The following is a 26822-nucleotide window of genomic DNA, read 5'->3' on the forward strand; positions in this document are numbered from 1 at the left end:
AAGGCCGATCCTGCACCAGGAATAGGGCTGATGCTGGCCATGCCGGCGGGGGAAGCGATATGTCGAAGCTTGTGTTTGGCCGACTTGTTCGTGAGACGTCGGTGCGTGCGTTCAGCAAGAGCGTGCGGCAGGGGCTTGGGCACAAAGCCGGCCTGGGCTTAGCCATCATATCGCTTGTAATGTCCCTTTATGCGCCCGCTGCCATGGGCCAAGTGATCTCCGATCCTCGAGCGCCCATTCAGTTCAAGCCGAAAGTCGGTGCCTCGGCCAACGGCACGCCGGTCATCGACATCGCCAAGCCGTCGTTCGGCGGCATCTCTCACAACAAATTCCAGCGCTATGACGTCGATACCCGAGGCGTCATCCTGAACAATTCGAAGCTGACTGGAACGTCGATCCTCGGCGGGAAGGTCGTCGCGAACCCGAATTTGGCTAACCAGCGTCCGGCACGTGTCATTCTCAACGAGGTGACCAGCAGCGCCACATCGACTCTGAACGGTCCGACGGAGGTGTTCGGTCGCAAAGCAGACGTCATCATCGCTAATCCCAATGGCGTGGGCTGCGTCGGGTGCTCGTTCATCAACAGCGACCGCGTCACGCTCTCCACCGGCACGCCGCTCCCCGATCAAAAACGCGGCACGGTTAAATTCGATGTCAGCCGTGGAACGGCTTCGGTCGCAGGCAAGGGCCTGCTGGGCATGGACTCGCCTATCGACGATGTGGACCTCATCGCCCGTCAGCTCAAGATCAATGGCCCTATCCAGGCCAAAGACAGTGTACGGCTTCGCGCCGGAGCCATGGTCTATGACCAGAGGGGCGACCAGATCGTTCCGAACGATCTCTCCAAACTGCCGATCATTGAAGGTTCTGCAATTCAGTCGAGTGCTACGGGCAAGATTACAGCTGGCACTCTGTCGATCTTATCGCGAGATGTCGATGTTGGGATTGACCTGAAGGGAGACCTGTCGGCCTCTGCGGCCTCGATTGTGATCAAGTCCTTTGGCGACGCGGCCCTTGCTTCCGCAAAAACCAATGGCGACCTTCAGATTGAAGCGGATGGACAGATCACGCTCGCGGGTAACAATCAAGCCCTCGGCCGCATCACAGCCGCGGGCAAGCGGATTACGGTGTCCGTTGAGGGACAACTAGCGGCAGGCGACGCCATCGTCATGGAGGCGGTTCAGTCGCTGGCCGCCCGCGGTGTGCTCAAGGCGGGCAATGCAGTCAGTCTCGTATCTGGCGATCGCTTGATTGCAGAGGGCGTGGTCGCATCCAATGGTAAAATCGCCTTCGAGGGCAAGGCGATTCGCGGGAAGAATCTTGAAATCAGCGGCAGCGACGTTTCCATTGCCGGCCTTGAGAGCGCCGCCCTGGAAGGCACGGCGATTATTGCCACCCACGACAGTGTCAAGGTTGCTGGGCAGGAACTCAAACTTGGAGAAGGAACCATCTTTCAGGCCAAGAATCAGCTCCTGATCGACGCTAAGGATCGGCTCACAAATGAAACGATCCTCGATTACGGTAACCTCGATCTCGCGATCCGTAACAGCTTCATCAACGCGAAGACCGGCCAGCTGGTGCAAGATAGCGTGCTGCTGACGCTCCGCGACCATCTCGACAATGCAGGCACAATCTATGGCCGTCAAAAGACAGTCATCGAGGCCGGCCTGCTCTCCAACACCGATACAGGTGTCATCTACGGTCCCGAAATGTCCCTCAACGTTGCGGGGAGTTTCAAGAATCTGGGGCAAATTGTATCCGAGCGGGCACTCAAGATCATTGCGGGTGACATTCTGAACGATGGAACCGTTCAGACCGACGGTTCCCTGAATGTGAAAGCCACGAGTTATCGTACCAACTCGTCAGCTGCTGAGCTGGCCGCGAAAACGACTGATTTGATCCTCTCCGGTGCGCTTGAGAACAGTGGACAGGTGCTTGGTGTCGAGCGTTTGACGTTGGAAGCCGGCGATATTTCCAACAGGAACAGCATTCAGACAGACGGTGCCTTGAGCCTTCACAGCCTGAGTTACCGTGCTGGTAGCGATTCAGCTGTTTTATCCGGAGCAACAGCAGCTCTCACCGTCACTAACCTGTTCGAGAACAAAGGAAAGGCGACGGCCTCGGACCATCTTGCCCTGAAGGCTGGCTCTCTGTCCAACCTTGGCGTGGGAAGCGCAATCACGGCCGCCGATGCAGACCTCGACATCAAGGGCAGCGTGACGAATGACGGTACGGTCGGAGGCGTGTCGGGGCTCATCGTCAAGGCTGGCGGTCATGTGACATCCACCGGGGCGCTCTTGTCCAGCGATGGAGATCTGACGCTGACTGCAGGCGGAAAGATAATCTCCGGATCTGACCTCATCGCGAAAGGGGCGATGGCGATCACGGCTACAGCGTTCGAGTCCGGTACGACTGCCGCCCGCCTGGGCGGCACGACCATCACGGTGGATGTAAGCGGTGCCTTTTCCAGTCTCGGATTGATCAGCGGTCAGACCAGTGTCGATGTCGCTGCCGGTTCCATTCTTCTCGGCCCCTCGAATGTGGATGGAACGGCAGGTGTTCTGACCGCGAAATCCGTCAAGCTCACCGCCAAGGTCGGTAATACCGACAACCAGGGGATCGTCAGTGGCACCGATGGCCTGACCGCCTCCGCGGCTGGAACAGTCATCAACGGCGGCACTCTTGCAACGGACGGGGAGTTGATGCTGACGGCAGGCGCTTATCGCTCCACAGCGCAGGCTCAACTCGGCGGTAAGACGGTCACACTCCGCCTGTCCGGAAATCTGGACAATCTTGGATTCATCTCCGGCTCCGACCTGATCGACATTCAGGCGGCTTCGGTCTCGAATGGGCCAACGATTATAGACACACGCGCGGGACAGATCCTCGCCCAGACAATCAAATTAGGTAGCGCAGAGAAGGCTCTCGGCAGTTTGACAAATAGCGGTGCCATCGAATCCGCTCAGAAAATCTCGTTCCATACGGGAACTCTCGTCAACAGCGGCTCCCTGATTGCCAATGTCGATGCCCTCGTCTCCGCCTCGGGTCATGCAGTCAACAGTGGCAAGATTGGTTCCGGCTCCAGCCTGGAACTGACGGCAGGCTCCTACACGGCCACTGCAGGTGCCGAGCTCTCCTCAAAGGAACTCAAAATCACCTCCGATGCTCTCGACAATTCCGGGACGATCTACGGCTCGGTTGGCCTTACGGTCGAGTCGGCCTCACTGATGAACCGAGGTATTGCTTCCTCGATCGGCGGAGGGGGAGCGACGATCAAGGCTGTGGGCCCTCTGTCGAATGAGGGCACGATCGCGGCGGTGAAGGACCTCGTTCTGACTGCCGAAGGATCTATTGCCAATGCAGGCAGCATCATGGCGGAGAGCGGTAAACTCACGCTGAACGCCGCGTCCGGGGACATCGTGTCGACAGGTGTCATGGCTGCGGCTGGTGCGCTCGATGTGACGGCGTCGTCCTTCTCGAGCGCGTCGCAGTCGGCAAAGCTCGGTGGCGGCACTGTGGCCCTGCATCTGACCGGCGACTTTACGAACAATGGCCTCGTGAACGGCGGAGCGGATCTCTTCATCAAGTCACGCGACATCTCCAATGGTCCCGTCGTCGGGGACAGCGCCGGCCGCATGGCTGGCGCGATTGTGAAATTGGAGGCGAGCGGAGACATCACCAACCAAGGTTCTGTCGAAGCAGACACTTCTCTCACGATCACCGGCGGAGGAGGACTGACCAATTCCGGAACGCTGGCGGCCAATCAAACTCTCTCGGTCGATGTCGCAGACTCGATTATCAACCAGAGCAAGATCGCCGGTGCCACGCTGATCCTTAAGGCACCCAGTTATTACGGAACCACCTCCTCGTCGCTGAACGCGTTCGATCTCACGGTCAACCTTCCGGGCGCGTTTGCGAATGCAGGTAGGATCGACGCGCGTGGGCTCCTGACCTTGACCGCCCACGAAATCACGAACGTCGCCGGCGGGGTTATCGGCGCGGGCGGGATCACCTTGACGGCGATGGGGGATCTCACGAATGCCGGGACCGTCAAGAGTGAGTACAATGGTGTCCTGGATATCAAAGGAAAGCTGACGAACACGGGTAATCTCCAGGCCCTGAAGAGCATAAAGGTCACGGTGGTCGGCGCAGTCGACAACAGCAACGTGATTCAGGCGGCCGAGAAACTTGAGGTCACCGCAGGTCCGATCACCAATCGGCAGGATGGAACGATCCAAGGCAAGGAAGTCTCGCTCACCTCGACGGGCGACATGGTCAATGCCGGCGTCATCAGCGGCGAGGATAAGATCCTCATCAGGGCCAGCAGCCTGAAGAACCAAGGCGTCAGTCGAACGAACTATGCCTCGATCTCAAGCAAGCTGCTCAGCGTCGATGTATCCGGAGCCCTGACCATCGGGACGAACTCCCTGCTGCAAGGAACGGAGAAGGCCGTCGTCAATGCTCAGACGGTCAGTGCCGGTTTCTTCAAGAAGGATACGATTGCCGAAGGATGGTTCAACTTCGGCGAGAATCTCAATTTCACCCTGACGCAGGGGGGATGGACCTTCGACGAGGATTTCAAGGTCAAGGGAGACCTGAGCTTCACGGTTGCCGGCAACATTTTCAATCATGCTGTCGTCGCCGCGGGCGGAACCCTCACCCTCGTGTCGACCGGTGGATCGATCACCAATGGCGCTAATAACCCCTCGGCGCCCGGCGGAGGCGTGATTTATTCCGGTGGCAATATGGTCCTACAAGCCCACAATGATCTGAACAATTTCGCGTCGGTCATCCAATCGGGCGGCAACCTTACCATCAATGTGGGCGACGACCTTCGCAATGTCCGCACGGCCATAAAAACGGTTGCCGATGGTTCGGCGGCCACCGGATACCCTTATGACTGGAAGTACACCAGCTTCTTCACCAAGCAGCTTGAAACATCGGGGCCGTCGACCATTCAGGCGGATGGATCGATCAATATCAATGCCGGTACGGTTCTGAACGAGGCCTCGACTGTCGCTGCGGGTTTAAACCTAACTATAACTGCCAATAAGATCGAGCATCTGGCTCGCACATTGATACGCCATGAGACCATCATCAAGACGGGTGGCGATACCAACGTCGGTCAGATCTTTGACGAGATCGATCACTCCTACGACAAGACTCCGGCGCTCTTCTATGCAGGCGGCACTTACGCTCATAATTCTAACATCTACGCGCAGCACGGCACTGTCCAGGCCGATCAGATCATCATCAAGAGCCATACGGTCACGGTCGGCATCACGAACCCTAACATCGGTACGGCGCCGTCCCATATTCCCGATCCCGTCATCGATCTCGCGGATGCCCTTCAGCTGCTGGGCGCGGGCCTCGTGCCTGGCAGCGGCCCGGCCTATGTCGAGGATCCGAGCGCTAGCAGCGGTCATGTCAGTGGAAAATCAGGGGACACACTCGAAGCATCGGTCGATGCGAATGGAAAGCCGATCAAACGACCCGCCGACAAGGACGTGAAGGTCAATGGCCGCGTGTCCTTCCTTTATGCGACGCCGATCGCGTCTGGGCAGAACGAGCGCAATCCGAGCTGGATCTTCGCGCAGGTTAACGCGAGCGCAAAAGATCTCGCCTTCTTTGCGGATCCCGCCACTGAACGGCGGCTGATCCAGCAGGCGCTGCTCGAGCAGACCGGCCGCGCCATCCTCGATCCGAAGTATCGCAATCCCAAGGAGCAGCAGGAGGCGCTGTATGAGGCGACGGTCGATTTCCTGCGGGAGAATCAGGACATTAAGATCGGCGACACGCTGACGAAAGCGCAGCGCGCCAAGATCACCAAGCCGATCCTCTGGTACGAATATCAGGTCGTCAACGGCAAGAAGGTACTGGCGCCCCAGGTCATCCTGCCGGAAAAGGACCTCGCCAAGTACGCCGCCGTCACGGGTGGCGCCATGTTCGCCAACGACATCTCGATCCAGGCCGACAAGGTCACCAACACAGGCACGATCCTGGCGGTCAACTCTCTGAGCATCGACGCCAAGGAATTCCTGAACGAAAAACGGGTCGCCCGAAGCGGCGAGCTGACGGCCCTGTTCGAGGCCCAGGCCGGCGGCATGCTCAGCGCCAAGACGATGATGATCGCCACCAAGGGCGACCTGATCAACCGCGGCGGCTCCATCATCGCGAGCCAGGGGCTTTCCTTGACCGCAGGCGGCAGCATCCGCATAGAGGCGCAGACGATCACCAATAGCGTTTTCTCGGGCAAGACCAAGAACTGGAGCTTGACCACCGACGTGACCCATGTGGGTGGCCTTGTCTCGTCCGGCGGCGATCTGGTCATGAAGGCCGAGAAGAAGCTCGACATTCTCGGCTCGACCGTCACTGCCAAGGGCGATGCGCTGCTCGTCGGCAAGGAGGGTGTCTCCATCGCGTCCGTGTTCGACGAACATGACATGCAGGCGGGCGGCAAGAAGAACGGCCTTCTCTCCAAGTCGAGCTTCAGCGCGTCGGAGCATAGCCTCACGAACCTGAGTTCGGTGGTGTCGGCGGGCAAGAACCTCACCGTGCGCTCGGAGACAGGGAACATCGAGGTGGCGGCGAGCCACCTCATGGCCAAGAACGACCTTGCGGTTCTGGCCGGCTATGACGCGAACGGACATGCGATCGCGGGCTCCAAGGCCTCCGTTCACGTGCTCTCCGAGCAGGACGTGAAGGAGACCGCCTTCTCGCAGAAGAAGAGCGGCGTCGGACTGTTCTTCACAGGCAGCGGCGTCGACATTTACCGCTCGACGAAGACGGCGAACACCAGCTACGAGGCGCGCAACGTCGCCTCCTCGTTGAGCGCGGACGGCGACGTGACGGTCAAGGCGACCCGGGACATCAAGATCATCGGCTCGGTGGTGGTGGCCAAGGATTACGTGACGCTCGATGCCAAGCGCGACGTGATCGTCGGCACGGGGTTCGATGCCGCCGGCTCGACGTCTTCGAAGAAGGAGAAGGGCATCGGCCTGACATGGTCGGGCGGGAACGGCGGCTTCAGCGTTGGCGCGGGCTATCATGCCTCGAGCCAGTCCTCGGCCGACGACAAGGTGACAGTGGCGCGCTCGCTCATCAAGGGCGACAAGGGCGTGTCGGTGACGGCGGGCGACGACATCGTCATGACGGCGGCGAGCGTGCTCTCGCAGGGCCATGTGAGCCTGGACGCCAAGGACGACATCAAGCTGCTGGCCGGGTTGAACCGGGAGAGCTCGTATCAATCGTCGAAGGAGATGTTTGCCGGCATTACGCTGAAGGTGAGTCAGAACGTGACGGGAGCGGCGCAGCAGCTGCAGCAATCGGTGGGCACCTTCACGTCGGGTTATGGCGGGGTGGGCTACAGGATCCTGGGCCAGGTCTCGGGCGTGCTGCAGGCGACCGATGCGCTCAAAAGCCTGACCAATCCGACGGTGAGCGCAAGCCTGATGCTGGGCGCCTCGGGCTCATCCTCGTCGAGCCGGGCGGTGGCCTACAACGCGGTGCCGACCACGATCAAGGGCGGCACGTTCAGCCTGACGGCGGGGGGCGATGCGCATCTCGTCGGCACGCAGATCACAGTCGACAAGGATCTTTTGATCGACGTGACGGGCAAGCTGACGGTGGAGAGCGCGCAGAGCTATGCCGAGACGTCGAGCAAGGCCGAGAGCTGGAATGCCGGGGTGGGGCTCTCGGGCAGCCTTGGGGCGTCGGGGGTCACGCTCGGGCTGACGGTGGAGGGCGGGTTCTCCAAGGACAAGGCGTCGAGCTGGCAGGAGACGCAGCTCAACGCGCATCTGAGCGCGGGCGGCAAGGCGACGCTCAAGACCGGCGGCGATGCCACCTTTGCCGGCGCGGTGGTGAAGTCCGCGAACATCGACGCCGACATCGGCGGCAATCTGACGATGGCCTCGCGCCAGGACACGGCGCATGGCAGCGCGTCGGCGGCGAACGGCTCGGGCTCGGCGACGATCGGGATCATCGGCCCGTCCTCGGTCTCGGTATCGGCGGGCGGGAGCAGGAGCACGTCGGACCGGGCGTGGGTGAGCGAGCAGACGGGCCTGTTCGCCACGAACAAGCTCGACGTCTATGTGGAGAAGCACACGCAGCTGAATGGCGCGGTGATGAACTCCGACACGGGCCAGCTGACGCTCGACACCGGCACGCTCGGGTTCAGCGACATCCTCGACCACGACACGGGCACGTCGGTGAGCGCGCAGGTGGGCGTGACGACCCCTGGCGCTCCCGGCCAGCTGCCCGGGGTGAGCGTGCAGGGCTCCTATGCCAGCCATGACATCGAGCAGGTGACGAAAGCCACGGTCGGCGCAGGCACGATCATCGTCCGCGACACGGACAAGCAAGAGCAGGATGAGACCGCAATCAACCATAACGTCGACCTGGCACAGGTCATCACTAAGAATGAACGGGCGGGCGTGCAGGTCTACGTGTCTGACTCGTCTTTGAGAGCAGCAGTCAGTGTAGTCGAAACTGTTGGTAAGACATTAAGCCAGATCTCGACTGGAGTGTTTTCTGAACTCGGCAAGGGCGGCAACAAGACATTCCAGGATCTGGCAGAGGCAAAGGAGCAGGGGAAGCTGACTGACGAAGAAATCATCACGCAGCTCTCGAACTGTCAGAGTCACGCATTTAATCTATTCAACTTCTTTATATCGACAGCGCACGCGGCGGAAACCTGCGGTGTTAAAACGTCAGATGGTCGGTATATCTCGTTCTCGCCGAAGGACAAGGAGCGCTGCATTGACTCTTATGTAGAGATTGTCGGTAAGTCGCTTGAGTATAAGTTGAACTCGAAGGCGACGACTGAACTCGTTTGTCTTGACTGTGGCCCTGGGGGACAAAAGTTACATATTCTGCTTTTTCAGGACAGGGAGATGCAGTCAATAGTCCCGACAAGGCCAATATCCCTGGAATCGGACCGACGCCACCCTACTTCCTCGAAGGAGGCTCTCGATGACGCCCTCGCCGGGATGGAAAGTGGGATGCCCGAGCAGTTCGAGCAACTGGACGAGCTCCTCATCAGCCTAGGCGCGAGCGTGGGACGGTCATGAAGTCGTCGATCTCGCGGTGCCGTCATGAGGCGGCTTGTGTCAGGGTTCGGCAGCTTCACGAAAGCGTATTCATCGCTAGGACCGGTAGGTGCTTGAACCTGTATTTGCACACACATCCTGCAGCTGTGGCCAAGGTGAATCGCGCTTCATAAGCTCAAATGGCGCTTCGAAGATCAAATATCTTAACATTCAAAATCTGGGATACAGTATCTGCTACGTACAAATTAGTCTCTAAATTGTATAGACGCCAGCTTGGAAAATATATGGAAGGGGCCTGAGACGGCGGCGTGTAGAGTCTATGTACTTCGCCTGTAAAGATGGCGCAAACTGTCTCTGATTAATTGGTGAAGCCTATAAAGTCCTAATTTGCGGCACATACAGGGCTGAGCTTTACTCATATATAGGGGAAACATGACTACTTGGTGGAGCTGAGGGGAGGAGAACCAAATATTGATAAACTCAACATTTTCAATGGTTTACCGTGAGGCAATGATCGTCTGTGGGCCAGCTATGTGTACCAACAGGTACACGCGATCTCCTAGGCACTCTGGGGTAGTCGACAAATTTGGACTCCAATACTGTCGCGGTTGCGTGTAGAACGGCTCCGCTTTGACGGAGGCGAACCGGTGGCGAAGGGCGGGCTTAATGTAAAGATCATGGAGCTGCGCGCAGCGCGGTTGAAAGAGTTAGGCGCGGCCGTTCCCGACACCTTTCAGGGCGTTTCGAAGGTGAAAATCCGCAAGGTGCTGACGCAGCTTCACCTCGGGAGCAATGTCGACCTAGTGGATGGGGTATTTGCTCTCATGGACAACGAAACCCCAAGCTGGTTCGCGAAGGCCCCAGAGGGCGCTACGTTCTCGGATGGCGCGACGACGGCGCATCTCGCCTGTCATATTGGAATTCTTCAGCGGAATGAGTTCAAGCTCGATCGAGAAGGCCGGGACTACTGGATCAAGCCACTGCGCGACCTCGGGGGGATCGAGGCTATCTTGCTGCACGAAGGTGAGTTCATATCAGGTCATCCCGTCGCCAAGTCGCCGAACTCCGCATATCGGCTGAGTGAGGATCTGAAGGCGGTACTGAGGGCGCCGGACGACCAGTGGGAGGCCTTGCTCAGCAAATGGTCAGCGGAAGACGCTGTCCGGGCGCGGCGGGAGTTTCAGGCGCTAGCCGCAGAAGCAGCCAAGCTCCTCGTTGGTACCGGCCACAGCGCGCTCATTCAGGCAAGCATTGACCAGTATGCAGCTCGGTTCCTCAAGGGCTACGAGGTGGTCTATGTGGATGACGGCGACGGAGACCGGATCACCGACGAAGATCGGGCGAAGCTCGCGAAGGCTGGCATTGAGCTGACCTTGGCCGATGCAATGCCGGATGTACTTCTCTGGAACAGGCAGACAGATCGGCTCTGGGTCATTGAGGCGGTTACTAGCGATGGAGAGGTAGACCTCCACAAGGTCGCGCAACTTAGTGCCTTGGCAAAGCGATGCGGAAAGGTCGGGATCGATTTCACGACGACCTATCAGACATGGAAGGAAGCTGCTGCTAGGCAGGGAAAGCACGGGAACGTTGCTGTTGGCACGTTCATATGGATCCAGGGTGATCCAGCGAAGCACCTGCTTGTGCAATCGTTCAACTAAGAGGGGCAGAGTGCTTCAGGGGTAGTCCGCAACACTTGCTCCACCAGTTCGTCGATACCTGCCAAGTCCACTACACCTCGGGCCATGCGCCCCAGCGCGACGATGACATCGTGAGGAGGTAAGGGCATAGACCGAATTTCAGTCGCCGAGACTTGGGTGTTGCCATTTACAGCGCGGAACCACGTGTCGAGGTGGCTGGAATTGAGCAGTGCTGTGATCCCGAAGACCTCATCCTCGGACAGCGACCCGCCTGGTTTATGAATGTAGTTGAGATGATTTTCCAGCCCGATCATCGGCACGTCGAAGTTCTGGGCAAGGTAAGGAGCCGCAACCAATCGCCGCTTCTCTTCCTTGGCTGAGAACCGACGCAGCAGAACGTAATTTAAATTAGGGAGCAAGATGTACTGAGATGCAGGCACGTTTTGGATGTGCTCTGGCTTGTGGCGTGCGAGAGGCCACGTCACTTGCATTGGCCGCACATGGTTCATCCACAGCAGCGGCACGTATTCGGGCCCGCCCTCCTTGCTCTGGAACTCGCGGGCCCTGAACGGCACCACTGGGCCAGTCGAGATCTTCCACTTGTAAGCGGCAAGCGATCCCGGCCACCCGTCGACCAGCCGCATGATGTCGTCGTCGGACTGCGTCGCAGGCATGCGTAGAACCCGCTCTCGCGACGTAAGGTCAAGGACATCGGGTATAGTGACGGTACGGACTTGACGCTCCTCCAAATCGCTGACCCCAGCACTTGTACTAATTCTAACTTGGCCGTCGGACCAGTTGTTATCGCGCACACCGTGGAGGATCACGTTTTCCTGGAGGACCGCGTCGCGGGCAAATGCATCACGGCGCGAACCGAAGACGTGCATGAACTCCGGGCGAATCACCGAGAAGAAGCGCTCACGGAAAGCTCGGAAGTAGGGTCCAGACGCAAAACTGCGAGGCGTAATAAAGATGAAGTCTCCAGCTGGCCGGAGCAGCGACGCGCCGATGGCCATGAACAGGCCATAGATGTTTGGCTGGCCGTGCACGATGCTGAGTGCAGCCTGGGCGCGCGGGTCCTGCTTATTCAGCTTGAAGTATGGCGGGTTCGAGATGATGACATCATAAGAACGCAGAGGGCCGGGCGCGAACAGCCCTCCAAGACCTTCGAGTGCGTCAGCATTGGCAAGTACGAAATCCTTGTTGCGCACCTCGAAGGTGAGTTCTACTCCGCGTTTGCCGGCCCATTCGGCGAGACTCGTTAGAACCTGCTGCAACTCTCGCGCCAGCGCGGGGTCGACCTCGTAAGCCGTCACCTCGATCCGATCAGGGCGGCTGTCCTTGGACAGCATGGCCTCAACGGCGCCGCACACTAATATGCCGCCACCGGCAGCCGGATCAAGGATCCGTGCCGTCCCGAGGTGCGTGCCAACAAGCTCGCCCATGAAGCGGGCGACTGCCGGTGGTGTTAGATAGAGACCGTGATCCTTACGATGATCGGCCGTGACCTGCTCTGCATACGCGGAGCCGACAAGGTCAGCGAGCTCGACTGGATCAGTAGATGGTTCGGCGAAAGAGCGGGGCGATAGAACATTCATAGGTCAACATTAGCCGCCCAAGCGGCTGAGATCGACCCGCTCAATGCAACTTCCACAAGGGATCACGTGCGACGAGTTAGAAATTTTTGAAACCGGGTGCAAAGGTAGCCAGCTCTACATAGCAATTTCGGGTAGGTTCGGTCTACAGGAAGAAGACAAGCCGCCCCACAAGGGGCAGTACAAAAAATCTCAACCTGCCCAATGAAGGGCGTTGACACAGCAGCGGTGCAAAGGATTAAAATCTAAGCCGGCTGAATGTTAACATTTATCGGCCCAACTACTTTGCGGGGTCAGGGATGGGGGCGCCTGAGAGCCGTCGATGGCCGGGTGGGGCGACCCTGGCGGACGTCGAAGAGGCAAAGCGGAAGAGAGCTGAGCGCATAAAGCTCCTGGCGGAGAAGCGCAATGCGCCCAAATTAGCGGTGCAGCCTTCTCCCGGGGAGCTTTCCAGTGGTGGGCGAGCCATTTGCGAAGCGCCGCCTCCATTGCCCGCACTGGAAATCAGACTCTATCATCATTCTGAACCAGATATCGTGGTTCGCATGGCGCCGGCCGCGCAGGCCACCGCCAACGCCGTAGCGCTCGCGATCCTGCACGGCCGTGATGGGGTCGTCCTATCTTGGCCCGAGAAGATTGGGCGCCCAATGGCCTGTGCCATTGCAGGTTTGATTGCGGCACAGGCTGCCAGGCCTGAAGGGTGCTCTACGGTTGGTTGGTACCCCTACCAACCATCCTCCGTTATTGGGCTGAAATCTCTCTTCTTGGACGAACACGACATCTCGCAGACTTACAAGCGCTTCCTCCTGTCCATGCCCAGGGAGCAGCATGGCTCTGCCCCGTACAAGCACGCCTATCTCCTTAAGGCACTCGCATCTGCCCCAGTCGACCGCGTCCAAAGAGGTCGTCAGCCGATTTCACATCCGAATCTCCGCGAGATGGTCGGATTGTTCACACCGTCACTCGAGACCACACGAGGTGACCCATACGCTGCCGCAGATGCGAGCTTCCTCGCCGATATTGGCTCGAAGCGCACATTGATCGGAGTTGGGCCGATGCTCGCCGAGGTCAGGTGCGTCGACCGTGTGCCAATGGCCATTTTTGGTCTCCGCCAAGAGGAGCACAAGTGGACCAGAGACTATAAAGCGAACACTCGTCTCCGTGATAACTGCGAGGTAATTGTTTTCGATGGGACATCGATCCCATTTGGCGAGACAAAGGATTGGGTAAATCGCCTCAAGAGCATGCGGCAGTTCTTATCAACACGGCGGGGCCGGAAGCCAGCCCTCGTCGTACTGGCATCAGACCCCTGGTTCGCCCGACGGGCTGCCGAGATCCTATCAACAGGTCTCCCTAGGGCGGACACTGTGCAGGTTACTGCCATCACCAAGCAGAGGCCCGTCGATTTCACGTCGGACGGTCGAGAGCCCGAATGGACTGATAGCGCCATGAGGATCCACGTCCGCGACGCTGGTATCGCAGCGTTCCGCAAGCAGTGGGTCGAGCAAGCCACTTTCTTGCGGAAACAGGGACTGTCTGAAGCCGCCGATGCGATCATCGCGGGCATCACTTTCCTAAGGAACATTGCCTGCCTTCCTATCGGCCTTAGCCAGTTTCGGGATACGCACGACCGCTTACAGAAGGAGGGCGTCGAGGCTGCAACGCTGGTGGATTACACATACTCTTCGTTCCACGCTCGGCTAATGGCCGCGGCTTCAGGGGCTGGCAGCTTCTCACAGGACCTCCATCGTTTCCGCGATGCGTTGAACAAGATGGCTAACGGTTATCTTGAGGTCACCGACATTGCGATCCTTGTACGTGATGTATTTGCCCGGGCGGCTAGGAAGTCCAACCGCATTCTAGCAGTGTTTCGTGATCCTGTTGTGCTCGCGGCGATCGAAGACTGGATCGCGTCATCCCGCTTTCCATTCGACCCAGAGCGGATCGGAGAGAAGGTCATCCTCGCTACACCCGACACATTTGCTGCGCGCCTCGCCGACGCTGGACCCGGAGCACCCGTAGATACGATGCTCGTTATCCACCCGACAGCTCGGGCTGTACGCCGCATCGTCATGTGGCCGTCACTTCCTGACCACATGGAAATTGTCGGCGACGGAGGCGCGCTCGGATCCCTACGGTCAGCCTTCAAGGAGGCTGAGGGACTGTTCCAAGGCCCACCCGGCAAGCGGGTGTCGACGATCATCGAGGCTCTCAACGAGTGCGAGGGCGACCTGACTGGCTTCGACTTCGATCAGGTGGTGGCACCGGAATTCAAAGGAGGACTGCTGATCGACCTGACCGTCGGAGGCGGAACCGGTACACGAGGGCCTGTCACCGAGATCGCGACCGAGGATGGATACCGCCTCAGGCTCTTCCAGTCGTCTGACTGCCTTGTACGCCAGGACAACGCTATTACCCCATTCAAACGGACAGAGGCACGCACCATCAGTCCCGGGAACGAGATCCTGGTCGTGACAGCGGATCTCTACGAGCGCCTTGACGCCATCCTCGGTCCAGTTCCAATCGATGGGAAGACGGGCGATTTTCTCAAGATTTACCACGAAACGGTCCGTTCCGCGCTTGCAGCAATCCCAGGTGACGCCCACACCAAGGCCAATCGCATCCTTGAACGGATGCGCGTTGCGGCACACCAGATGGGCTACCCGAATCATTCATTCGGTCTGAACGAACGCCAAAATGTGATGCGTTGGATGAAGTGCGGCCGCGTATCGGGCCGGCCTGACGCCCCGCGCTCGGGCTTGACTTTCAAGTGCTGGACCAAGGCCATCGAGCTACCGATGGACATGGTAGATATTTTCTGGCGCTTCGGTGTCGTCAATGCCCGCGTCCAAGCGATCCAGGCTGGGTTGCAGGAAAGCAACCGATCGCTCGAGTTCGTCGTGCATCCGGAACCGTTCTATCGGCAGTACCCAGCGCTCGAGCAGGAATTGCGCGAACTACGTGAGGAATTGAGTAGACGCTTCTCAGTTGTTTCAGCGGTCACAGTGGTGCAGTCGAAAACCTAATTAGTTCTAGCCAGTCCGGTCCATATGGAGTCCCATTGATGAATACCGTCGACCCTACTATTCTGACGCTGCCGGACATCAATAACGTGATCTCTGATGAGGACGCGGCCCAGGAGAGTAAGGAAGCGGTTTGCGACGCCCTCATCAATCTCACGTCCGCGAAGGTGAGCGGCATTGGGCGGTTCGGTGAAATTGTGATCGGACAAAAGCCATCCGAACAGTTCGTCTCAGGCTTCCTGCTTAATCAAATTGACGCGAATGGTGAGGACGAGACAAGCGATATCCGAATTGCCGTTCACGGTGCCTCCGTACGCCTGCGCCTCGCCGTTGGGGGTAGTATCCAGGTGCAACCGTCTTTGGCTGTCTACGTACGCGTCCTCCCGACATGGGACGAACTCGTCGATCCAGTCCGGCCAATCCGTCCTCCTGCGCGGCTGCGGCCTGATGTTCGTCGTGACATCAACGAAGAAGCCCGGGCCATCGCGACGAGGCGGAAGGAGCAAGGTGACAGCCGGACTCGACGGGTGATACTAAATGACGTTTACCGCGAGATCCTAGCTGGACGCGGTGTCACGTTCATGGCTGACACACCCCAGGTACTGTCTGTGGTGACCCAACCAGGCGAGGACGGAGGTGGCGACGAAGCGACCACCCCTGCTTTGACCGTGGTAGATACTATCCAGTATGCGGTGTTCCCCGACGCACTCTGCACGTCCGAGGAGATCCCGCCGAAGTTCAAGCGCCTTCATGTCACGATGCCCCTGCTCGAGCTCCCAATCGAGGCAGACATAACGAGGCGCGAGGCTGCCGTCACGGCTCATGCCGAAGCAATGGAGAGAGCTATCGAGGCTGCTTACCGTGCGTTCATCGCATCCGACGAGGGGCAGCTCAACGCCTGGCGGAACATGGCACTGCCGCCCAGCAGTTTCGCAACCAAGGCAGCGTGGGAGGCAGCCTTGACACGAGTGCGCCAGAAAGCGCCACAGATGGACCGCCTCTGGCCCAAGCAGAAGCCCGAGATCACGGTAGAATGGGCGGCAGACCCGGTCGACCCCGAGCTCGTCCACGCCGCGATTGGCTTGCTACATCGATCAGCTTCGTCGGACGACAAGGCACTCGACAGCGGGCTATATCAGGTCGGCCTCCAACTCTCCCTGCCAACAGCGGCACTGGTTCCTTACGTACTGGAGCGTGTGAAGCCATCTTACGACATCCACGGCTTTCACGACGTGCTGGCCACGGGATGGAATTCGGGCGTTACGGGAGCGTCATCCGACGGCACAACCCGAATCTGCACGACATGGGTTCCGCGCTACACCCTGCCGAGGATCGTAGCCAAGGTGATCCCTTCGGTCGATGTCACCTTCCGCACGCTTGCGGATCCCGCGCAAGATTTGTCTGCCCTTAGATGGATACCGAAAGCGTATTCGGAATGGATCAGGGACTTCGTCAAAGCCAAGGTGGACCCGACCGCCGGGGTTCCTGCCGCCGATGTTACCACGCGACGTCGCGAGACCGAGAAATACGAGCACGACGTTTCCGAGTACCTGAAAGAGATCTCAGAGCTAGAAGCAGGCATCTCGATCCTGGAGGAGAGCCGCAAGGCTTGGCTGGTTGATCCAGCAAGCAAACGCGCGGTTCCATTCCGAGCGTGGGTTCTCACCAACCAGACTTTCCTGAAGGCCGCGGAGCGCCGGGGTTGGGATACATCGAAGGCCGGATGGCGTCTCTTCCAAGTCGCTTTTGTCCTCGCGAACCTCGTCTCACCATCGACTAGGATCAAGGAGTTCGAGCATTTCTACGGCCCGAACACTGATTCAATCGAGGCAGCAGCGCTTCTCTACTTCGCGACGGGCGGAGGCAAGTCGGAGGCGTTCTACGGCCTCCTAGTATTCACGCTATTTCTTGACCGATTGCGCGGCAAGCACCGCGGTGTATCGGCGCTGATCCGATACCCGCTTCGTCTACTAACGGCACAGCAGGCACGCCGTCTCGCCCGTGTGCTTGCCGAAGCGGAGTTGATCCGAAGGGACGAAGAGATCGGCGGCGACGCGATGGAGATTGGCTTCTGGGTAGGCGGCAGTTCGACCCCGAACAGGATCATGGATGGTAGTAAGCTTATGGAGGAGTTCGAGTGCGTCCCCGCAGTTGGGACAGCCGAACACCGCGATGAAGCAAGCAACCTCCAGAACGGCGGCTACTGCGCGGTTCTAGCCGACTACAACAAGCTCCCGAAATGCCCATTCTGCGACAAGCCAACAGGCATGCGCCGTTTCCCAAAGGAGCAAGAACGCCTTGGAATCGTCTGCCTTGAGGTCAAGTGTCGCTGGAACAGAGTGACGGCGCCGCACGTGCGGCCGCTGCCGTTCGTTCTCGTAGACGAGGACATCTACAGGGTCGCACCGCCCATCCTACTTGGGACTGTCGACAAGCTCGCGCTCATTGGCCAGCACTGGAGCACTATCAACAAGATCGCAGGAATGTTCGGCCTGGCTAGGTTCACAGATCCTAATGGCTTGGTCACGATGCCGTACGGCGACCATTCTAAGCTTCAGCCCGGGCTGAAGCAGGTTTATCCGGCGTTCAAATCCGGTGTGCACTCCTTCTTCGATCCTGTCCCATCCCTCATTATCCAGGACGAGGCCCATCTCCTAGAGGAAAGCCTTGGGACATTTGCGGGACTTTTCGAGACAACATTATACCACTGGTTCCAGTCGCTGGCCGATTTTGCGGGCGATGAGATGACCCGTATCCCAAGCGCCCCGACGCGTATCCGATTGCCCAAGGTGGTGGCGGCAACGGCAACAATATCTGATCCCGCCCGGCAGATCCAAGTGCTGTACCAGAAGAGGGTTCGTCAGTTCCCTTACAAGGGACCGCGCCTATACCGCTCCTTTTACGCTGACCCACTCCGGTTCAAGAAAACAGCCAGTGACCGCAACGACGCGGCCGACACCTCACCGAACCAAAAAGACATCGAAACGTACGCTCCATGGGCCCGGATCTACGTGAGCCTCCTCACAAACGGATGCCCCCACACAACTGGGTCAGTGACGGTGCTCGGGGCATTCACGGCCGGAATCACCCACCTCCTTCGTGGGCTCCTTTCGCGTGATCCGGCAAGGGAGGCCGAGGCTGCGGCGCTCCTCCGCGATCACCTCTCAGACGGCCCGCTCCGTTCGAGACACGATGCAGCGCTCGCTCGGATGGCGCCCAACGTGCTCGCCTCGATCGTCGACCTGCACCGAGTCGCGCTTACCTACGTCACTAACAAGAAGGGCGGTGATCAGATTCTATCCGCGCTCCCCGGCATCGCCGATCGTCAGCACCGCGACTTTGGAAGGCATGCAGTGATTGAAAATGTCCGGACCAGCCTTATCAGCGGCGGCGTCGAAGCCGGGCTCATTGAGGGGATTGTCGCAGAGGCGGAGAAGCGGCTCGACCCTGCGACGCCCGAGAATGTGGGCGAAGTGCTCCGCATGATCGTTGCAACTTCGGCCGTGTCGCACGGTGTTGACGTCGAAAACTTCAACTCAATGTTCTTTGCGGGTATGCCGACGGCCATCGACGAGTACATCCAGGCGAGTTCGCGTGTTGGCCGCACGCACGTCGGTTTCTCAATGCTCATACCGACGCCTCAGAACCGCCGCGACCGCTTCGTCATGGAGGTTCACGGGACTTTTCACCGTTTTCTGGAGCGGATGATCGCGCCTCCGGCAGTGGAGCGGTGGACGGACAAGGCCGTGGAGCGCGCGATTCCTTCACTCATCCAGAACTGGCTTGTAGGCGTCGTTTATCAAGCTCATTACATCAAAGACGATGCCCGCAAACAGGGCGCTCAAATTCCCAAAGACATCGCGACTGTGCGGAGGCTCAAGTCAGCAATGGGCGAAGATCGCTTCATTGCAAACTTGGTCCAGTACTGTCTGGACTGCATTGGCGCCGACCAGCCCCACGGTGGCGCAGACACGCAGAAAGGGCACTTCGAGCAACTCGTCCTTAGGGCGGTCCGTGACTTCGTCCGAATGGTTGAGCATCCGCTCGCTGCGGGCAAGCTGGAGCATTTCTGGAAATCGATGGGCATCGACTCTCCTATGACATCGTTGCGGGATGTCGACGTGCCAGGGCTAATTGAACCGTATTACCGTGGTAAGCGCGGGGATAAATCCGCTGAGAGCTTCAAAGACGTCATGCGGTTCATTCGCAGTGGCGGCCGGACGCGCTGAAGAGGGTAGGATGACCAACGACGTTTTCACCATGACGCGCTCGCGGACGCAGATCGCAACCGTCTATGCGCCGGAATCATTCTTCACGTTCGAAGGAGGATTGGGTGCCTGCATCGCACGTTCCGCTGCCGGGCATGAAGTCCCAAAGCTTTCTTTGATCCTCCGCGAGCAAATCCTGGAGGCAATCAACGCACGTGTGAGATCTTGGTACGAGCAAGCGACCCGCCCGCGCCCGCAGGGATTCCCACCAGTGGAACCACGCCTTGCACTGGACAAGGAACTTCTGCGGGATCCACATTCACCTGGACTTCAGCCCGACCGCGTCCGCTTTGTCTCGCCAGAGGAGATGCACTACGAGCCGGCGCCACTTACCTTCGTGTGCCGGGAATGTCGGCTCATCAAGGACTACGCTGACATTGGGCAGTTCGAAGCAGGGAAAGACCGGATCTGCGACGGCTGTCCGAAGAAGGACAAAGGGGGCTGCAAAGCGAGCTGGGAGCAGCTTGATGTTGTTCTCGTGCACTGGTCGGGATCGTGGCGGCCTATTGGGGTGCGCGTGAACCGCTACGACAATGGGGAGGTGAAATGGAGCCGCATGTCTTGCACCTGCGGCAACGAACACTTCCTCCTTAACCGCTCGGCCCCAGTCTTCGCGAAGTGGCGCCTGGAGTGCTCCGCGTGTGGTACAGCGCAACAACTTCCAGTGGTTGCGGACGACGATAGCTTCCGCCTCCTCGGCGAAGGTATTCGCGCTGGGGCGAACCAGCGCGTCGAGGTCAACATGGAGCCCGTCTCCTATCGAGCCAACAGCGCCTATTACGCCCAAGGAGACCGGGTGCTCGCGTTTGAGGAAAACCGCTGGTACGAGATGCTGCGCCACAATCGGGGTGGCGACTTGGCGGCTTTCGCTGCGCAAGAGTATCGATACCCGGTTCAAGTCTTAACTGATCCCGACATCGAGCGCATCCTGAAGGAGAAGAACCTTGAGCGAGAGTGGGAAAGCTACAATCTTCGCAAGAAAACTATTGAATTTTTGGACCGGCAAGGAGAGCCTGCGCTTGCCGACAACGCCCGAGAAGAAAACCGCAGGGCGCTTGACCGGCTACGGGACGAGAAGATCCTGCCAGACGCGTTTCAGGCTACTCCGGAGCTGCTCCAAGCCGTAAACGGAATCCAGCGCGCGGAGCGCAAGTTCGAACCACTCCGGCAGGCAGTCGAGCACAAGACGCTCGACGCTGACGTCCTTCGAGACTCGACCAAGTTCGCCAACGTCCGGGAGCCGAAAGATCCAATCATCCCTGACCTATCCACCGCTGACCTCGAAGAAGTGAAGCGGCGGATTGCTGGGCAACTGTCGCTGCTTGGCATCGCGGACATGCGTCTCGTCACCAAGTTCCCGGTCTGCGAGTTCACCTTTGGGTATACGCGGGTGGAGTCAGGACCGCGGGTTAGCCGGAAGAAGACGCAGGAGCGGTGGGATATGCCAGTGCGGCTTAATCTATTCCCGCTTGCTCGAATGGATCGGGAAATGGTTCAGCCAATTTACACCATTCGGCAAGATAACGAGGCACTTTACGTCCGCCTCGATGAGGACATGGTGAAGGCATGGCTGGAGGCGAACAGCATACCCTTCAAGCTTCCTTCGCCGAATAGTCGTCTCGGAGCGGCCCTTATCGATGCGTACTCAGCAATCGGCGGTCCCGACCGGCACGGGTTCTCGCCGTGGCTGGACGAGTACCGGAACAGACCAGGGGCGCTTAGTCGAAACGTATACGCCTACGTCTACACATTGCTCCACACCATAGCGCACCAGCTGATCCACTCAGTAGCCGGAGTGTCCGGCCTTGATATTGGGAGCCTGTCGGAGCATCTATTCGTGCCGGACCTCGCCTTTGCAGTCTATCGCCGCGGAACGACCATGGACCTTGGCTACATCGCCTCAGCCTGGCGAACGGCCACTAGTCCTGGTGTCGGCAATTCAATCCTCTCCACAATGCTCGACCCGGACAGTTTACGCTGCGGTTCGGGCGCAATTTGCGATGAGCGCGGCGGTGCCTGCCCTGATTGCGTCCTCATTCCCGAGATATCTTGTCTAACGCGTAACAACCTCTTGTCGCGTTCTGTGCTACGGGGCATGGCAAAGCCGCACTGGGATGTGACGCTTCCCAAGCAGGCGTCTGTGAAAGGTTACTATCCTGTAGTTCGGGATGTCATCCGTATGCGGTCGGCCACCGATGATCGATTCCCGGTTCGTTGATGCCCTCGTTACCCAATTGGGTGATCGCCTGGCTGACGCCGCCGAGGTGGTCACAGCCTCTGTCGGTTGGGACGTGGGAAGCGTCGAGCGAATGGTGACCAGTGGCCGTAGCCGTAGCCGCGCACCAGGCTTCGCCGCAGCCGCCGCTGTCCTTTGCACTGCGCGCGTGCTCGATGGAGGTCCCGAACGATGGAAGCCAAACCCGACAGCCTGCAACCTCGAACTCGCAGCTACCCTCCGCGGCGCAGACTCAGGGAGACGGGCGGCCATACGAGAATTCGCGCCCGAGGTCACGATCACAATGCCGACAAAGCCAAGCATCCTAGGCGACAGGTTACCCAGCGCCGGCTTGCGCCACGTGCTCGTGCAACATACCGATACTGCGTTCCAGGAACTAGCTGCGTCGGCGAGCCTTTCACTCGTGGTGATGACGCCATTCTTGAACGAGGAAGGAGCGCGATGGGCACTGGATATTCTGTCATCGTCCAAGGCCGCGACGAAAATTTTAGTAATCCGCAACCGTTCCAAGATCCGGCCCGAGGTACGCCCAATCCTTTCGGAGATTTGCGCGAGGAGTGTTCAGGTCTTTGATTATTACCTCCCTGTAGAGGTAAGGGAGTATGAGACCTTTCACGCAAAGGTGGTGCTCGCTGATGACAGGTTAGCCTATCTCGGATCAGCGAACTTCCTGAGGTACCGCAGGCACAGCGTCGAAATGGGTGTTGTGGTCAAGGGCGAGGCCGCAAAAACGGTCCACTTTGTGGTCTCCGCCATATTAGGCATAGCTCAGCCAATCGCCTACTGAATATGCCGAATTGCTGTCAAAACGACAGTCTGGTACGAAGTGCGCGAAAGAATAGAGGGAGTTTGCTGTCTCCAATAGCACTCTTTTCTGAGAGATGCTGCGCAAAGTGCGGTGAGGGTGGGAGGAGACTGTTGTTCTTCACTTCAAAAGCCGACATTCTACCTCATCCCTGACAGTTGAAATTAGACAATCTCAACGTTCGTATAAATCCAATATTTCGGTCGGAGTGGCCGCAAGCTTCCGAGAGAGACCATGCCACAATCTGTAGAAAAGAAATGGCCAAGGAACGGGTTTGAACCATACTTCGATTACGTGTCGAATTTTCTTCATTTGAACATAAATCTTGGTGGGCCCGAAGGCTGCAAAGCTTATCACGATAATTGGATGCGTAGATACAATTCGGCGATGACCAAGTGGTCGAGCTACGAGGCTGCGATCTGGAGTGTCCGTTGTCGCCAGTCACTTAAGCTGAGTTTCAGTGCCACTTTCTTCGCGTTGAGTGCCGACAAGGTGGGTAGTACAACAACAATTAAGTCAGCGGAGTACTATCTAGCGTACTATAGCATGCTACATGCTATGTGGGCAGTGATATATCTTCATCCTGAGCAGTCCCTAGATCACGTCACCGCCATCACGCATTCGAAAATCGCGAACGTTTTTCATTCGGAGTTTGCGAGCGGCACGAACCCGGTCATCGTAGAAAATGAAAAAGAGCTAGCAGAGGACTTGAGATTTCTTCGTGAGTATTACTCTTACCGGATGCCTTTGAATTCGCCATTCGCAGCAAGTCCAAGCTTATCTCTATCGTATTCGCGTCTTGGTGGGTTCGTGAAGCAGAGCATACAACTGGCGAATCTGCACTCCCATATGATCAGAAAGGTCGCAGAAAGGATTGGAAAATGCTCAGCAGCCGTGAGTGTCAGTGAGCAAGCAGCATTCCGCGACGCTTTCTTCAAGATCAACGGAAAGGAGCATCAGCCACGTGGGCTCCGCCTGCTGGACGAAGCTGATATGCAAGCACAATCGGAGCTTATAACAATGGGTTGCGATCTCCTTCCACTTTCCCTCGGGTACGACCACATGTTCGACAATTTCATGACGTGGGATCAAGATAGGCCTGACGAGAAGATGCTGCAACGAGTGCGCAGTCTTGTCGGTAATGCCCTTTTCTGATTTCGACGGAGCTAGTTGTTGTCCCTGTACCCAGTTGAGACAGACTCTGCCAGTTTGAAACCCGGTTCAATTTTCCCGTTTCCAGAGAAGTTCAGTTACAAATTTTAGAAGGAGTCACCTTTCCTAAACTCCTATCTCAAACATCAATCTGCTGATCTATTGATGAGGAGATCACGGAAGCCGCGGAACGTGGAAGCTAGGGCTCTACTAAGACGTAGCACCAGCTGAAGAATCTCTCGACCGGCGACACCCTTTCCGGAACACAGTTCAAGTGCCGGGCACCATACAGACAGGCGCGGGTGGGTCCGATTTAAGACCCAGTATTGCGCCAAATCTTTCTCGATATTCCGTCCATAAACTGGATCGCAAGAGATGATGCTCGCATTGACCGCACTTAGCTTCGACTAAAGAAAACCTATCGCCTAGTGGAGGTGCGTTGTAGTAGTCCTCGGCAAGCCAGTGGAGGACCTATGACGAAGCAGGAACAGTTTTTATTGCTCGTGCAGACCGCAATCCTAGTTGGGACGACCGATGAACAGGAAGCTATCACCGAGCTGGCTAAGGCCATCGAGGTAAGCGAACGTATTCCTTACGCCATGAGTGCTGCTGACGCCGCACAGCAGTTCTACCAAATCATGTTGGCTCCTGGTGGGATTTTTGGCCAGACTGTTCCGAACTGGATGGCATAGAGAGAGCAGTTTGAAATCCGAGAAGTAAAATCCGATCGGGTCCTCAAATGGCGCACGAGAAGAAGCCTAAGTGCATCTTTTTCGACAGATAAACTATCGATTCTCGGGCGCTTTTGAGGAGGTCCAGGCAGGAGGATGCATTGAGTGGTCATATCCACCCAGTTTGATCACACGTTTGCAACCGGGTGCAAGATTGCTCCGCGGGTGCTTTGGCACACCATAGGTTGACGTTTTGCCGATATTCAGACGACAAACGATATGAGAGGCTGGCGCCCTATGCATACAAGGTTAGGCGAGACTTCGGCGATGGCTGCTGACATCGTCCAAAAGGACACGATCAAGGTTCTGGAGGCACTTCTGTGAAGGCTGGTCCGATTGAGATAGGGCGATTGTTGCAAAACCGGCAGCGCTTTTGCGTACCAATTTACCAGCGACATTACGTTTGGAACCGTCAGAAGCAATGGGAGCCATTCTGGAACGACGTTAGAACCAAGGCTATCGAGTGCTTAGGTGGTCGTGAACGGAGGTTTTCACACTTCATGGGTGCTGTCGTCCTTGAAGCTCGCGGCGGTTTCTCGGCGGGCCGCGTTCCCTCGTTTCAAGTTGTTGACGGTCAGCAGCGATTGACGACGTTTCAAATATTTCTCGCCGCCGCACGCGACTACGCACTATCCGTAGGCTTTTCTAAAACAGCTGAGAAGATCGGCGATTACCTTCTTAACGACAAGCCGCACCTAATGGAAGACCGCGAAGTCGAAATCTATAAGGTTTGGCCAACTCAATACGACCGGTCTCTATTTATCGACATAGTAGGCGGTGATCGAAAGGGTCTGCGCAAGAAGTATGGCAAGCACTTCTATGCCAAGCGTGACAAAATCTATGACTACAACACTGTTCCTAGGCTGCTTTCGGCTTATGGGTACTTCTATGACAGAATCAAGCACTCAGTCGAGAGTGATGATCTCGAAGACGAGTTGTCGCCCTCGCCAGAAGGGCCCAGCGACGATACTGATGAAGCAGCCGCTTCGGACACGGGAACGCCAGACGAGGTAAAACTGGACGCGCTCTGGCAGGCCCTTGTCGAGGAGTTCAAGGTCGTCGAAATCGTTCTAGAGGAGGGAGACGACGCTCAGGTTATTTTTGAGACGCTAAATGAGCGCGGCGAGCCGCTCTTGGCGTCTGATCTGGTCAGAAATAACATTTTTCACCGAGCTGACGCTGCGGGAGAAAAGCCGGAACAGCTTTTCGCAACTCATTGGAAGCCGTTTGAAGACACCTTCTGGAGTGTTGAGGAGAAGCAGGGGCGCTACAAGAAGCCACGAATTGAGTTCTTTCTTGCAAACTTCATCGCAGGAAAGATTGCTGGAGAGGTCAACGTTTCGAAGCTTTTTAGCGAGTACAAAGCCTTCTTACGACCCCGTAAAGCGAAGGAAGTGCGCTATCCGACTATAGCATCGGAACTCCAGGACCTCGCACGTTTTGGAGCTGTCTATCGGGAGTTGATCGAGCGCTCGTCAACCACCGCTTTAGGGCTATTCTCGCGCCGTCTACTCCCCTGGGATGTCACGACCGTTTTCCCCTTTGCTATGCGCCTTTGGCTGAGTGAAATGGACGATGGCGAGAAATCGGACTGTCTCGAAATCCTTATATCTTTTATTGTCAGACGTGCCGTCTGCGGCCTGACAACTAAGAACTACAACAAATTCTTCTTGATGGTAATTGCCCACCTTGATGAGACCGAGTGGTCTATGGGGAGACTTATTACGTACCTGCTGGCGCAGAAGTCTGAAAGCGGGCGCTTCCCAAGAGATGAGGAATTCGAGCAGAAATGGATTAATAACCCTGCGTATACGGCCCTGCAGCCGTTACGCGCCCGCGCAGTGCTGGAGGAGATAGAGATAGCCAAGCGTACAAAGTTCCATGAGACAGCAGTTTTGGCGCCATCCCTTTCCGTGGAACACATTATGCCGCGGGGATGGTATGCACATTGGCCCATGCCGGATGGAAGCAAACCTACGTCAGATCAGGTTATGGCAGCCCAATTCACCAGTTCTGAGGATGGAGCCGTAATTGGCTCGATCGTACGACGCAATCGCCTCAAGGAGACGTTTGGGAATCTAACTCTCCTTACCAAGCCACTTAATAGCTCCGTAAGTAATGGACCATTTCTTGGAAAGTGCGCAGCACTCAACGAACACTCTTTGCTGGTTATGAATCGAGAGATCACTGCACACGGCGCCTGGGACGAAGATGCCATAGTCGCACGCGGCAGGCACCTGTTCAGCCTAGCTAAGGAAATATGGAAGCTGCCGGTAGGATAAGGCACGTATCATCACAGGGTTGCCCTGCCGATGAGCTGAGCTG

The 26822-nt window shown here is 57.6% G+C and carries 10 protein-coding genes; 9 read left to right on the top strand and 1 reads right to left on the bottom strand.

What is annotated here, in order from left to right; all coding sequences use genetic code 11:
* The first annotated feature begins 59 nt into the window (after window positions 1-59).
* Window positions 60-9071 (top strand): hemagglutinin repeat-containing protein, encoded by a 9012-nt coding sequence (locus tag HPT29_RS02200; protein ID WP_173947447.1) that lies wholly within the window; start codon window positions 60-62, stop codon window positions 9069-9071.
* Window positions 9072-9697: 626 nt separating this feature from the next.
* Window positions 9698-10708: a BsuBI/PstI family type II restriction endonuclease gene (locus HPT29_RS02205; RefSeq protein ID WP_173947446.1), complete on the top strand. Its 1011-nt coding sequence runs from the start codon at window positions 9698-9700 to the stop codon at window positions 10706-10708.
* On the opposite strand, the gene HPT29_RS02210 is transcribed toward HPT29_RS02205, so the two are convergent.
* Window positions 10705-12285 carry an Eco57I restriction-modification methylase domain-containing protein gene (locus HPT29_RS02210; protein WP_173947445.1) on the bottom strand — a complete coding sequence of 527 codons (1581 nt, stop codon included), beginning with the start codon at window positions 12283-12285 and terminating at the stop codon, window positions 10705-10707. The two genes, HPT29_RS02205 and HPT29_RS02210, sit on opposite strands and share 4 nt — an antisense overlap.
* Window positions 12286-13730: 1445 nt before the next feature.
* On the opposite strand from HPT29_RS02210, the gene HPT29_RS02215 reads away from it, so the two are divergent.
* The 7 genes from HPT29_RS02215 (at window position 13731) to HPT29_RS02245 (ending at window position 26779) form a co-directional block, all read left to right on the top strand.
* Window positions 13731-15308 carry a hypothetical protein gene (locus HPT29_RS02215; protein ID WP_173947444.1) on the top strand — a complete coding sequence of 526 codons (1578 nt, stop codon included), beginning with the start codon at window positions 13731-13733 and terminating at the stop codon, window positions 15306-15308.
* 38 nt (window positions 15309-15346) lie between these two features.
* Window positions 15347-19534 carry a DEAD/DEAH box helicase family protein gene (locus HPT29_RS02220; RefSeq protein ID WP_173947443.1) on the top strand — a complete coding sequence of 1396 codons (4188 nt, stop codon included), beginning with the start codon at window positions 15347-15349 and terminating at the stop codon, window positions 19532-19534.
* A 10-nt stretch (window positions 19535-19544) separates the two neighbouring features.
* On the top strand, window positions 19545-21791 hold the full coding sequence (locus HPT29_RS02225) for a DUF8724 domain-containing protein (RefSeq protein WP_173947442.1): 2247 nt from the start codon (window positions 19545-19547) through the stop codon (window positions 21789-21791).
* A gap of 166 nt (window positions 21792-21957) precedes the next feature.
* Window positions 21958-22596: a phospholipase D-like domain-containing protein gene (locus tag HPT29_RS02230; protein WP_259060429.1), complete on the top strand. Its 639-nt coding sequence runs from the start codon at window positions 21958-21960 to the stop codon at window positions 22594-22596.
* 252 nt (window positions 22597-22848) lie between these two features.
* The gene (locus HPT29_RS02235; RefSeq protein ID WP_173947440.1) at window positions 22849-23769 is read left to right on the top strand and encodes a hypothetical protein; all 921 of its coding nucleotides are present in this window, start codon (window positions 22849-22851) and stop codon (window positions 23767-23769) included.
* Between the two features lie 470 nt (window positions 23770-24239).
* Window positions 24240-24458, top strand: coding sequence for a hypothetical protein (locus HPT29_RS02240; protein ID WP_173947439.1), 219 nt, complete (start codon window positions 24240-24242; stop codon window positions 24456-24458).
* Between the two features lie 359 nt (window positions 24459-24817).
* A complete protein-coding gene (locus HPT29_RS02245) occupies window positions 24818-26779 on the top strand; it encodes a DUF262 domain-containing protein (RefSeq protein WP_173947438.1) in 1962 nt (653 codons plus the stop codon).
* Window positions 26780-26822: the final 43 nt, after the last annotated feature.

Origin of the sequence: Microvirga terrae, from assembly GCF_013307435.2 — a bacterium.
In the GTDB taxonomy this organism is placed as follows: Bacteria; Pseudomonadota; Alphaproteobacteria; order Rhizobiales; family Beijerinckiaceae; genus Microvirga; species Microvirga terrae.